Origin of the sequence: Streptomyces sp. CA-106110, from assembly GCF_050936285.1 — a bacterium.
GTDB lineage: Bacteria > Actinomycetota > Actinomycetes > Streptomycetales > Streptomycetaceae > Streptomyces.
This window is the reverse complement of sequence record NZ_JBNJNB010000001.1, coordinates 8,575,563-8,587,230: the sequence shown is the minus strand read 5'-3', so window position 1 is coordinate 8,587,230 and position 11,668 is coordinate 8,575,563. Positions and strand designations below refer to the sequence as shown.

The 11,668-nt window shown below is 67.4% G+C and carries 10 protein-coding genes and 1 riboswitch; of the genes, 1 reads left to right on the top strand and 9 read right to left on the bottom strand.

The features are described 5' to 3' along the window. Positions 1 to 70: 70 nt before the first annotated feature. Positions 71 to 187, bottom strand: a riboswitch (SAM riboswitch). A gap of 629 nt (positions 188 to 816) precedes the next feature. From trpD to ctaE, 5 genes are all read right to left on the bottom strand, one after another. Continuing rightward, positions 817 to 1,881 (bottom strand): anthranilate phosphoribosyltransferase, encoded by a 1,065-nt coding sequence (gene trpD, locus ACQEXA_RS39615; RefSeq protein ID WP_432926778.1) that lies wholly within the window; start codon positions 1,879 to 1,881, stop codon positions 817 to 819. Between the two features lie 140 nt (positions 1,882 to 2,021). Then, positions 2,022 to 3,683: a cytochrome bc1 complex cytochrome b subunit gene (gene qcrB, locus ACQEXA_RS39610; RefSeq protein WP_432926780.1), complete on the bottom strand. Its 1,662-nt coding sequence runs from the start codon at positions 3,681 to 3,683 to the stop codon at positions 2,022 to 2,024. Further along, positions 3,680 to 4,738, bottom strand: coding sequence for a cytochrome bc1 complex Rieske iron-sulfur subunit (gene qcrA / locus ACQEXA_RS39605; protein WP_432926782.1), 1,059 nt, complete (start codon positions 4,736 to 4,738; stop codon positions 3,680 to 3,682). Before qcrA ends, qcrB begins: the two co-directional genes overlap by 4 nt. Then, positions 4,735 to 5,547 (bottom strand): cytochrome bc1 complex diheme cytochrome c subunit, encoded by an 813-nt coding sequence (gene qcrC, locus ACQEXA_RS39600; RefSeq protein WP_432926784.1) that lies wholly within the window; start codon positions 5,545 to 5,547, stop codon positions 4,735 to 4,737. The genes qcrA and qcrC overlap by 4 nt, the downstream gene beginning before the upstream one ends. Before the next feature lie 113 nt (positions 5,548 to 5,660). After that, positions 5,661 to 6,281 carry an aa3-type cytochrome oxidase subunit III gene (ctaE, locus tag ACQEXA_RS39595; RefSeq protein WP_432926786.1) on the bottom strand — a complete coding sequence of 207 codons (621 nt, stop codon included), beginning with the start codon at positions 6,279 to 6,281 and terminating at the stop codon, positions 5,661 to 5,663. A 188-nt stretch (positions 6,282 to 6,469) separates the two neighbouring features. On the opposite strand from ctaE, the gene ACQEXA_RS39590 reads away from it, so the two are divergent. Beyond that, positions 6,470 to 6,871 (top strand): hypothetical protein, encoded by a 402-nt coding sequence (locus ACQEXA_RS39590; RefSeq protein ID WP_359388984.1) that lies wholly within the window; start codon positions 6,470 to 6,472, stop codon positions 6,869 to 6,871. A gap of 124 nt (positions 6,872 to 6,995) precedes the next feature. Here the strand turns inward: ACQEXA_RS39590 and ACQEXA_RS39585 are convergent, their stop codons facing one another. From ACQEXA_RS39585 to ctaC, 4 genes are all read right to left on the bottom strand, one after another. Further along, positions 6,996 to 8,273 carry an Ig-like domain-containing protein gene (locus ACQEXA_RS39585; RefSeq protein ID WP_433132437.1) on the bottom strand — a complete coding sequence of 426 codons (1,278 nt, stop codon included), beginning with the start codon at positions 8,271 to 8,273 and terminating at the stop codon, positions 6,996 to 6,998. 131 nt (positions 8,274 to 8,404) lie between these two features. After that, entirely contained in the window at positions 8,405 to 8,803 is a 399-nt protein-coding gene (locus tag ACQEXA_RS39580; protein WP_359388978.1) for a cytochrome c oxidase subunit 4, read from the bottom strand. Next, the gene (gene ctaD / locus ACQEXA_RS39575; RefSeq protein WP_432926790.1) at positions 8,800 to 10,536 is read right to left on the bottom strand and encodes an aa3-type cytochrome oxidase subunit I; all 1,737 of its coding nucleotides are present in this window, start codon (positions 10,534 to 10,536) and stop codon (positions 8,800 to 8,802) included. Before ctaD ends, ACQEXA_RS39580 begins: the two co-directional genes overlap by 4 nt. Further along, a complete protein-coding gene (gene ctaC, locus ACQEXA_RS39570) occupies positions 10,533 to 11,492 on the bottom strand; it encodes an aa3-type cytochrome oxidase subunit II (RefSeq protein ID WP_359388971.1) in 960 nt (319 codons plus the stop codon). Before ctaC ends, ctaD begins: the two co-directional genes overlap by 4 nt. Between the last annotated feature and the right edge of the window lie 176 nt (positions 11,493 to 11,668).

The following is an 11,668-nucleotide window of genomic DNA, read 5'->3' as shown; positions in this document are numbered from 1 at the left end:
TGCGGCCCTATCGCATTCGCTTGCTCACGGAAGGCTCCCTCGAACGACCAGGACCCCTGGTGACGCGAGGGGTCCGCGCTTGCCGCAGACCTCGCTGCCCACGGCCTGGTCCTCACCCGGGGCACCCCGCCACGGACGGAGGGTTGCCGGACAGCCGGCCGGGGCCGAATGGCTGTCGCTCATGACCTGCACAGGACGCTACGGGACGTGATCGCCCAGCCGCAACTTCTGTCCGGATGCCGGGATGCACACAGGGTTGCGAAGGGCCGGTAGGGAGAGGGGGCCGCGCGCACGGCTGTGGAGGCCGGGGACGCGCGCACGGCTGCGGAAGCCGGACCGCAGACCGCGACCCACGCACCGCCACGAAGGCCGGACCGCAGACCGCGACCTACACACGGCCACGAAGACCGCACCGGAGACGGGGACGCGAACACGGCCAGGAAGGTCGGACCGCAGACCGCGATCCACACACGCCTACGACGGCCGGACGGCAGACCACGACCTACGCACGGCCACGACAGTCGGACCGCCGACAGCGACCCGCACACCACCACCAAGGCCGCACCGGAGACGGGGACGCGCGCGGTTACAAAGGCCGATTCGCAGACCGCGACCCGCACGCCGCCACGAAGGCCCATCCACAGCCGGGGATGCGCGCACGGCCGCGAAGGCGCCGGAGTGCCGGATGGCCGGCCCGCCGAGCCGGAGATGCCTGGTGGGCCCCACCGGCCCTGAGCCGGTGGGGCACCCCTGTCAGACACACCCGGAACAGCTTGGAGCGGAGCCGAGGAGCCCGCGCCCCGGGCCCCGCGGGCATCAGGCGTGGGTCGCCGCCACCCAGTGGTCCAGCGTCCGCTTGGCGGCCCCTGAGTCGATGGACTCCACGGCCTTCTCCATCCCGGCCCGGATCTGCTCCGCCAGCGACCCGGAACCCGGCTCCAGCGCCACCAGCGCCGCCGCCGAGTTCAGCAGTACAGCGTCCCGTACCGGGCCCGTCTCACCGGTCAGCACCCGTCGCGCCACATCGGCGTTGTAAGAGGCGTCGGCACCGCGCAGCGCCTCCACCGGGACCAGGTCGATCCCCACGTCCCGGGGGTCGAAGGCCTCCTCGGTGACCTTGCCGTCGCGGACGATCCAGACCCGGGAGGTCGATGTGGTCGTCAGCTCGTCCAGGCCGTCGTCGCCGCGGAACACCAGCGAGGAGTTGCCGCGCTCGGCGAGGACCCCCGCCACGATCGGCGCCATCCGCGGGTCCGCGACTCCCACGGCCTGGGCCTTCACCCGCGCCGGGTTGGTCAGCGGGCCCAGGATGTTGAACGTCGTACGGATTCCCAGTTGCCCGCGCGCCGCCGCCACGTGCCGCAGCGCCGGGTGGAACTTCACCGCGAAGCAGAAGGTGATCCCGGCCTCCTCGGCCACCTCGGCCACCCGGTGCACCGGCAGCTCCAGATTGACCCCGAGCTTCTCCAGCACGTCCGAGGCCCCGGACGCGGAGGACGCGGCCCGGTTGCCGTGCTTGACGACCTTGGCTCCGGTGCCGGCCACCACGATCGACGACATCGTGGAGATGTTCACCGTCTTCGCGCCGTCACCGCCCGTACCGACGATGTCGACCGTCGGCCCCGGCACCTCGATCACGTTCGCGTGCTCGTACATCGCACGGACAAGGCCGGTGATCTCCTCCACCGTCTCGCCCTTGGCCCGCAGTGCCACCGCGAACCCGGCGATCTGCGCGTCCGACGCCTCGCCGCGCATGATGCGGTCCATCGCCCAGGCCGTGTCGTCCGCGCTCTGGTCACGGCCGTCCAGCAGCCCGTTCAGCACCTGGGGCCAGGAACGGCCCGCCGCGGTGTCGCCTCCAGCGGGGGTCACAGCGCTCATAAGCCGCTCCTGGGTCGTTGTCCCGGACTACGGGACGCATATCTCGAACAGGTCCACCCTATCCAGCCCGGCAGACGGCGAAGGGCCCCGTCCGAACACCGGAAGGGCCCTTCGACTGTGGCGTGTGGCGTGCGCAGCGATCAGTGGTGGCCGTGGCCGCTCGTGATCTCCTTGTACTCCTCGACCGTGGGCTTGGGGATCTGGTTGGTGTCCCCGTAGTAGCCGTAGCTCAGCTTGGAGCGCAGCTTGTCCGTGGCCTTGATCTTCCGCTCGACGCCGTTCTCGTCGACCGTCGGGCCGATCTCGGCCGGCTTGTACTGCTCGTGCGCCGTGAGCGTGTGCAGCTGCTCCTGGCTGAGCGGCTCGTGGACCTCGATGAACTCACCGTGCGGCAGCCGCTTGATGATGCCCGACTCGCGGCCGTGCAGCACCTTGTCGCGGTCGCGGCGCTGGAGGCCGAGGCAGACCCGCTTGGTGACCACGAACACGAGGACCGGCACCACGAAGAAGGCGATGCGGACGAACCAGGTGATCGCGTTGATCGACAGGTGGAAGTGCGTGGCCCAGATGTCGTTGCCACCACCCATCAGCAGCACGAAGTACCAGGCGATCCACGCGGCACCGAAGGCCGTACGCGTCGGGGCGTTGCGCGGGCGGTCCAGGATGTGGTGCTCGCGCCTGTCCCCGGTGACCCAGGACTCGATGAACGGGTAGACCGCGATCGTCACCAGGACCAGCGGGAAGATCACCAGCGGGATGAACACGCCCAGGACGAGCGTGTGGCCCCAGATGTTGACCTCCCAGCCCGGCATCGTACGGATCAGACCCTCGGAGAAGCCCATGTACCAGTCGGGCTGGGCACCCGTGGACACCTGGTCCGGACGGTAGGGCCCGAAGACCCAGATCGGGTTGATCGTGGCGAGCGCCGCGATGGCCGCGATGACACCGAAGACCAGGAAGAAGAAGCCTCCGGCCTTGGCCGTGTACACCGGCAGCAGCGGCATGCCGACGACGTTGTTGTTCGTCTTTCCGGGACCCGCGAACTGCGTGTGCTTGTGGTAGAAGACCAGGATCAGGTGGCCGACCACCAGGCCGAGCATGATGCCCGGCAGCAGCAGGATGTGGATCGAGTAGAAGCGGGCCACGAAGTCGCCGCCCGGGAACTGTCCGCCGAAGAGGAAGAACGACAGGTACGTGCCGACGATCGGCACGGACAGGATCGCGCCCTCCATGAAGCGGACACCGGTGCCGGAGAGCAGGTCGTCCGGGAGCGAGTAACCGGTGAAGCCGGTGAACATGCCGAGGACGAACAGCAGGAAGCCGAACACCCAGTTGATCTCACGCGGCTTGCGGAACGCGCCCGTGAAGAACACGCGCATCATGTGCACGAACATGCCGGCGATGAAGATCAGCGCGGCCCAGTGGTGGATCTGACGGATGAGCAGGCCGCCACGCACATCGAAGCTGATGTGCATCGTGGAGTTGAAGGCCTCGCTCATGGTCTGACCCTGCAGCGGCACATAGCTGCCGTGGTACACGACCTCGTTCATCGAGGGGTGGAAGAACAGCGTCAGGTACACACCCGTGAGGATGATGACGATGAAGCTGTAGAGGCAGACCTCGCCCAACATGAACGACCAGTGGTCGGGGAAGATCTTGCGCATGTTGGACTTCGCCAGGGAGTAGATCCCCAGGCGGCCGTCGGCCCAGTCCGCGATGCGCTCGCCGGCCGGTGCCCGTCCGCGCGAGCTGTCCGCCGTGCCGGCGGCAGACGGATTCGTGTTGCTCGGTGTAGTACTCATCCGCGCTCCCAGAATGCAGGACCGACGGGCTCCTCGAAGTCGCCGAGCGCCTCGAGGTAGCCGTCCGCGTTGACGCCGATGCGCAGCTGCGGCAGGGCGTGACCGGCCGGGCCGAAGATGACTCGGGCACCGTCGGAGAGGTCGAAGGTGGACTGGTGGCACGGGCAGAGGACGTGGTGCGTCTGCTGCTCGTACAGGGAGATCGGGCAACCGACGTGGGTGCAGATCTTCGAGTAGGCCACGATGCCCTCGTGGGACCACTCGAGTTCCTTCTTGTCCTTGATGTTCTCCGGCTGGAGCCGGACGATCATCAGGGCGGCCTTCGCGATCTCGACCTGGAAGTCCTCGTTGGCCTCCTCCAGGCCCTCGGGCTTGGCGAAGGTGAGCGAGCCCACCGCGACGTCCGAGGGACGCAGCGGCTGGTTCGTGTTCATGTTGACGAGGAGCTTGCCCTTGGACCAGATCGTGTGGCGGAGCTTGGTCCCGGGCAGCGGACCCAGGTCGCGCAGCAGCATGACGCCGGAGAGCGGGACCAGGGCCAGCGCGCCGAACATCGTGTTGCGGATCAGCTTGCGCCGGCCGAGCTGCGACTCCTTGGCACCCTGCTGGAAGTCCGCGACGACCTTCGACTTGACCTCGGGGGGCGCCTCGATCGGGTGACGCTCGTCGGCGATCTCCATGTCGGACATCAGGGTGCGGGCCCAGTGGACCGCGCCTGCGCCGATCGTGAACAGCGCCACGCCCAGCGTCAGACCCAGCGCGAAGTTCATCGCGCTGATGTGCCCGATCGGGAAGACGAAGATCGACTTGTCGTTCGGGATCGTCACGTACGCGGCGATGAAGCCGAGGGTGGCCAGCATCGACACGGTGAACAGCATGGCCACCGTGCGCTCGGACCGCTTGGCGGCCCGCTCGTCGATGTCCTGGATGCGGTGCTCGTGGGGCGGCAGGCCCGGGTCGGCGAACGGGCTCTGCTCGTCCGCCACCGTCACTGCACCGTGCGCGGTGTCCTGCTCAGCGGGCAGGTTCTCTTCTGGAATGTCTTGGCTACTCATGACTTCTTGGCCTTTGCGGTCCGAGCGGCGACCCAGACGGCGACCGCGATCAGCGCGCCGAGGCCGAAGATCCAGGCGAACAGGCCCTCGGAGACCGGTCCGAGGCCGCCCAGCTCGAGGCCGCCGGGGTTCACGGTCTGGTCGCCGTCGACCGCGTGGAGGTACGCGATGATGTCCTTCTTGTTCTGCTGCGACAGCGTGGTGTCCGGGAAGGACGGCATGTTCTGCGGGCCGGTCTGCATGGCCTCGTAGATGTGCTTCGGGGCGACGCCCTCAAGGGTCGGCGCGAACTTGCCGTGCGTCAGCGCACCGCCCTTGCCGCCGGTGTTGTGGCACTGCGCGCAGTTGGTGCGGAAGAGCTCACCACCCCGGGCGATGTCGGCACCCTCGGGGCTGTAGTCGTTCTTCGTCGGCACGGCCGGGCCGGCGCCGAGAGAGGCGATGTACGCGGCGAGCTGGTCGATCTGGGTCTGCGAGTAGATGTTCTTCTTCGCCGGCACCTGGGGGCCCTGCGAGGTCGCGGCGGGCATACGGCCGGTGCCGACCTGGAAGTCGACCGCCGCCGCGCCGACGCCGATCAAGCTCGGGCCGTCGGAGGAGCCCTGACCGCCGGTGCCGTGGCAGCTGGCACAGCCCACCTGGTAGAGCTTCTTGCCCTCCTCGATGGCGAGGGACTGGGCGGTGTCATCGGCCTGTGCCTTGCCGGCGGGCGCGAACGCGGCGTACAGCCCCCCGGAGAGCGTCAGCGCGATGAGTAGGACGACGAGCGCCGCCATCGGATGGCGTCGTCGTGCGGAGAGCTTTTTCACGGATTACCCCGGTGTCAGGATCTTCTGCGTCGATGCTTCTGGAAAAGGATCGGATCGTCTCGGGCGTTCGGTTCTCCCCGATCGGGTGAACGTCCGCCGCGGCCGACGGCCGACTACTTGATCATGTAGATCGTGGCGAAGAGGCCGATCCAGACGACATCGACGAAGTGCCAGTAGTAGGACACGACGATGGCGGCGGTCGCCTGCTCGTGTGTGAACCTCCGCGCCGCGTAGGTGCGGCCGAGGACCAGCAGGAAGGCGATGAGACCACCCGTCACGTGCAGGCCGTGGAAGCCGGTGGTCAGGTAGAACACCGAGCCGTACGGGTCCGAGGACAGCGAGAGGCCGTCCTTCTTGACCAGCTCGGTGTACTCGAAGATCTGCCCGCCGACGAAGATCGCACCCATGATGAAGGTGACGATGAACCATCCCCGGAGCTTCTTCACGTCACCGCGCTCGGCGGCGAACACGCCGAGCTGGCAGGTGAGGGAGGAGAGCACCAGGACCGTGGTGTTCGTCGCCGAGAACGGGAAGTTGAGATGGCTCGCCATCTCCTTCCAGTGAGTCGGCCCTGTCACCGATCGCAGGGTGAAGTACATCGCGAAGAGGGCCGCGAAGAACATCAGCTCGGAACTCAGCCAGATGATGGTTCCGACGCTGGTGAGGTTCGGTCGGTTGACCGACGGGTGCGCGTGCCCGGTTTCTACTGTCGTTGCTGTCGCCACGACCGACATTATGTCGGTCGCTTATCCCGCCCTCACTCCGGGGGGTGCCGTTCGGAGTGTCCGCACCCTCTGGACTGCCCGGATGGCGGATCGAAGCCCTGTCCGAACCGCTGTTGACCACGAGTTCAAGGGAGTAGCATCCGCCCCAACGTTCCGTTCCGTACGACGGCAGACACCACTGCGTACCGGAGGAAGCCATGCAGCCGACCGCCACGGTGCTGGTCTACAGCGACGACTCCAACACCCGAGAGCAGGTACGGCTCGCGGCCGGGCGCAGGCCCGCTCCGGACGTTCCCGAGGTCCGGTTCGTGGAGTGCGCGACACCGGCCGCCGTCGTCAAGGAGCTGGACAGGGGCGGCATCGACGTGTGCGTCCTGGACGGGGAGGCCGTTCCGATGGGCGGGATGGGCGTCTGCCGGCAGATCAAGGACGAGATCTTCAACTGCCCGCCGGTGCTCGTGCTGATCGCGCGCCCGCAGGACGCGTGGCTGGCCACGTGGAGCCGGGCCGACGCGGCGGTGGCGCTGCCGGTGGAGCCGGTCGAGTTCGCCTCCGCCCTGGCCGCCCTGATGCGCCGCAAGGCCCTTCTGAGCGCCTGACGGCCCGTCCGTCCGGTACGGGGACCGCCGGCCGGTGCGGAGGCGCCTGCGGGGGCGTCATGTCCTGTCGCGGCCGTACGACGTCATGGCCCCGCACCCCTGACGGGGCGCGGGGCGCTCGTCCTCACGCGGACTCGGGGCGCAGTCTCGCGCTGCTCAGGTTGCGGCCGTCGGAGTCGTCCGCCACCAGGGCGCTGCCCTTGCGCCATTTCGCCCAGTCGACGTTCCAGTCGCCGAAGCCGTTGCCGAACGGCTCCATCTGCTTGCCTTTGGAGTTGACGACCTTCACGATGTCGCCCTCCCGGACGGTGTTGAAGAACCATCTGGCGTAGGCGTTGCTCATACCGGTGCAGCCGTGGCTGACGTTGGCGGACCCCTGGCTGCCGACGGACCAGGGCGCGGCGTGCACGTACTCGCCGCTCCAGGTGACCCGGGCCGCCCAGTAGACGTTCAGGTCGTAGCCGTCGCTCGAGTTGCTCGAGATGCCGATCGTGGTTCCGCGCATCCGTACGACGTACTGCTTGCCCAGCACCACCTTGACGCCGTTTCGGGTCTCGAAGCCGGGCCTGCCGGTGGTGATGGGTATCTGGTTGATCACTTCGTCGTTCTTGTAGACCGTCATCTGGTGTGCGGCGGCGTCCGTGACGGCGACTATGCGGTCTCCCGTGGTGAGCTTCACGGACTTCGACTTGCCGCCCCAGAGGCGGTCCGCCACCTTCACGCCGTCGAGGTCGCTGTGGGCGGTGATGGTGGCGTGCGTGGGCCAGTAGCTCTGGGGCCGGTAGTGCAGCTCTTTGTCGTTCACCCAGTACCAGGAGCCCTCGACCACGGGCGCGGAGTCCACCTTGAGGGCGCGCTCCACCACCGCCCGGGACGTCTTGTCCTTGACGGGCTCGCTGAGTTCGGCCGTGACGGGCTGGCCGACACCGTAGGTCCCGCTGTTGGGTCCGAAGGTGACCTTCAGCGTCTTGCTCTTGGGGGTGCTGGTGTCGAACTCGATGACCTTGCGGCCGGGTGCGCCGTCCTCGTCCTCCGTGCTCACCGTGACCGTGTAGTGGGTGCCCGCGGCCAGCGGTGAGGTGCTGTGCCAGCGGCGACCGTCGGCGGAGAGCTCACCGGCGACGTAGCGTCCCCGGGCGTCGGTGACCGTGACGTCCGTGATGCGCCCGTCCTCATCCGAGGCGGTGATCTCCAGGGGCTTGTCGGGGTCGACCTTCTTGGCTTTGCCGGCAGGCGCGTTGTAGGCGATCTGGTCCGCCGCGTCGTACGGCCTTGCCGCCAGCGGGTTCCCGTCGGCCCCGCAGCCGACGAGTCCCGCGCCGAGGGCGAGCACCAACAGGGTGCAGCCGACGACTGTGCGGTGTCGCGGGCGCGCGCTCCGGAAGAACACTTTGTGACTCATGACCTCACGCTATGGAGGTCTGTCAACTATGGCGCGCCGAGAGATCCGTGCGGGGGACGCACGGTGCGGCAAAAGAGGGAGCCCGGACATTCCTGACGGAGTGTCCGGGCTCCCGTAGCGCTTGGCGCGTGCTACTGGGTGCGGTTCTCGCCGCGGTAGTACTCGAAGACCCAGCCCCACAGGCCCACCAGGATCAGCGGGGCCGAGAAGTACATCAGCCACCAGCCGATCGCGATGCTCAGGAAGGCGAGCGCGCCACCGACGCCGAGGGCGAGCGGCTGCCAGCTGTGCGGGCTGAAGAAGCCGACCTCGCCGGCGTCGTCCGCGACGTCGGCCTCAAGGTTGTCCTGGGCGCCCGTGTCGACCCGCCGGGCCGTGAAGGCCAGGTAGTAGCCGATCATGATGCTCAGGCCGAAGGCCAGGAAGAGCGCGGTGGTACCGGCCGGCTCCTTGGACCACAGGCCATAGGTGATGGCCACGGCGAGCAGGAAGACGGCCAGCCAGATGAACATCTTGCCCTGGATCTTCACTTGCCGGCCTCCTTGCCACCGGAGACGGCCTTGGTACCGGCACCCGCGTGCTCGAGCTGCTCGAGCGCGGCGATCTCGGGGTGGTGCAGGTCGAAGGCGGGGGATTCACTGCGGATCCGCGGCAGGGTGAGGAAGTTGTGCCGCGGCGGCGGGCAGGACGTGGCCCATTCGAGCGAACGGCCGTAGCCCCACGGGTCGTCGACGCCGACCGGCTTGCCGTACTTGGCCGTCTTCCACACGTTGTAGAGGAACGGCAGGATCGACAGGCCGAGCAGGAACGAGGAGATCGTCGAGACCGTGTTCAGGGCGGTGAAGCCGTCGGCCGCGAGGTAGTCCGCGTAACGACGCGGCATGCCCTCGGCACCCAGCCAGTGCTGCACCAGGAAGGTGCCGTGGAAGCCGATGAACAGCGTCCAGAACGTGATCTTGCCGAGCCGCTCGTCGAGCATCTTGCCCGTCATCTTCGGCCACCAGAAGTGGAAGCCGGCGAACATCGCGAAGACGACGGTGCCGAACACCACGTAGTGGAAGTGCGCCACCACGAAGTAGGAGTCCGAGATGTGGAAGTCCATCGGCGGCGAGGCCAGGATGACACCGGTCAGACCACCGAAGACGAAGGTGATCAGGAAGCCGGTGGCCCAGAGCATCGGTGTCTCGAAGGACAGCGAGCCCTTCCACATCGTTCCGATCCAGTTGAAGAACTTCACGCCGGTGGGTACGGCGATAAGGAACGTCATGAAGGAGAAGAACGGAAGCAGCACGCCGCCGGTGACGTACATGTGGTGCGCCCACACGGTCACGGAGAGACCGGCGATGGCGATGGTGGCACCGACGAGACCCATGTAGCCGAACATCGGCTTACGGCTGAAGACCGGGATGACTTCGGAGATGATGCCGAAGAACGGTAGCGCGATGATGTACACCTCTGGATGGCCGAAGAACCAGAAGAGGTGTTGCCATAGCAAGGCGCCGCCGTTGGTCGCGTCGAAGACGTGAGCACCGAACTTGCGGTCCGCCTCCAGGGCGAACAGCGCGGCCGCGAGGACCGGGAAGGCCAGCAGCACGAGCACACCGGTCAGCAGCACGTTCCACACGAAGATCGGCATGCGGAACATGGTCATGCCGGGTGCGCGCATGCAGATGATCGTGGTGATGAAGTTGACCGAGCCGAGGATCGTGCCGAAGCCGGAGAAGGCCAGACCCATGATCCACATGTCGGCGCCGATGCCCGGGGAGCGGACCGCGTCCGACAGCGGGCTGTAGGCGAACCAGCCGAAGTCGGCCGCGCCCTGCGGGGTGAGGAAGCCGCCGACCGCGATCGTCGAACCGAACAGGTAGAGCCAGTAGGCGAACATGTTCAGCCGCGGGAACGCCACGTCGGGCGCGCCGATCTGCAGCGGCATGATCCAGTTCGCGAAACCGGCGAACAGCGGCGTCGCGAACATCAGCAGCATGATCGTGCCGTGCATCGTGAACGCCTGGTTGAACTGCTCGTTCGACATGATCTGCAGGCCCGGACGGGCCAGCTCGGCGCGCATGAGCAGGGCCATGACGCCGCCGATGAGGAAGAACGCGAACGACGTGACCAGATACAGCGTGCCGATCGTCTTGTGGTCGGTGGTGGTCAACCACTTGACGACGACGTTGCCGGGTCGCCTGCGCCGTACCGGCAGCTCGTTCTCGTACGAGTCCTCAGCTGCGGCGGCACCCTGGGGTTCGTTGAGGATGCTCACAGGTTGTTCGTCTCCCGGTTCTTCTCGTGGCTCGTCTGCGCGATGCCGGCGGGAATGTAACCGGTCTGCCCCTTCTTGGCGAGGTCCTTGAGGTGCTGCTCGTAGCGGTCGGGCGAGACCACCTTCACGTTGAACAGCATCCGGGAGTGGTCGACGCCGCAGAGCTCGGCGCACTTGCCCCGGAAGGTGCCCTCCTGGTTGGGAGTCACCTGGAAGGCGTTGGTGTGGCCCGGGATGACGTCCTGCTTCATCAGGAACGGCAGCACCCAGAAGGAGTGGATGACGTCGCGCGAAGTGAGGATGAAGCGGACCGTCTTGCCCTTCGGCAGCCAGAGCGTCGGACCGGGGTTGCCCGTCTGCGGGTTGCGCGTGGCGGGCGTGCCGAAGTCGTAGACACCGCCGGCGTTCGCCGGGAAGTCGTTCTTGTACCGGTTCGGAATCGCGTCCAGGTTCGCATCGGTCTTCGCGTCACCCGTCACCCCGGAGACCGGAGTGACGTAGTTGAAGCCCCAGCTCCACTGGTAGCCGACCACGTTGACGGTGACGTCCGGCTTCTTGGAGAGGTCGAGGAGCTTCGACTCGTCGCGGGCCGTGAAGTAGAAGAGCACCGAGACGATGATGAGCGGCACGACCGTGTACAGCGCCTCGATCGGCATGTTGTACCGGGTCTGCGGAGGAACCTCGACCTTGGTGCGGCTGCGCCTGTGGAACATGGCGCTCCACAGGATCAGGCCCCACACCAGCACGCCGACGGCGAGCGCGGCAGCCCAGGAGCCCTGCCACAGGGAGAGGATCCGCGGAGCCTCTTCCGTGGTCGGGGTGGGCATACCAAGGCGGGGGAAGTCCTTGTATGTGCAACCGGTTGCGGTCGCCAGGACCAGGCCCGCGGTCAGTGCCTGCAGCAGCTTCCGCCGCATCGGGCGCCGCGGCGAGCGGTCGGAGCCGTTGGGACTCACGTAGCGCCTTCCCGAGAGTCTCGCCCGCGCGGTTGGCTGCGGCCTTCTCGCTGGTCGGTCGCCGTCCTGCGTCGGGCAGGGTTTGATGTTTATGCGGACCAAACCCTACTGGACGCTATTTGGGGCTGCGCGGGGAGGGTGCCCAACGCGCCGCCGGTCACCCCGAAGGGGTGGAA

What these genes read in the sequence shown, in the direction of transcription:
- trpD (WP_432926778.1), bottom strand. Translation starts at nt 1,881, where the DNA reads ATGAGCGCTGTGACCCCCGCTGGAGGCGACACCGCGGCGGGCCGTTCC.
- qcrA (WP_432926782.1), bottom strand. Translation starts at nt 4,738, where the DNA reads ATGAGTAGCCAAGACATTCCAGAAGAGAACCTGCCCGCTGAGCAGGAC.
- ACQEXA_RS39590 (WP_359388984.1), top strand. Translation starts at nt 6,470, where the DNA reads ATGCAGCCGACCGCCACGGTGCTGGTCTACAGCGACGACTCCAACACC.
- ctaE (WP_432926786.1), bottom strand. Translation starts at nt 6,281, where the DNA reads ATGTCGGTCGTGGCGACAGCAACGACAGTAGAAACCGGGCACGCGCAC.
- qcrB (WP_432926780.1), bottom strand. Translation starts at nt 3,683, where the DNA reads ATGAGTACTACACCGAGCAACACGAATCCGTCTGCCGCCGGCACGGCG.
- ACQEXA_RS39585 (WP_433132437.1), bottom strand. Translation starts at nt 8,273, where the DNA reads ATGAGTCACAAAGTGTTCTTCCGGAGCGCGCGCCCGCGACACCGCACA.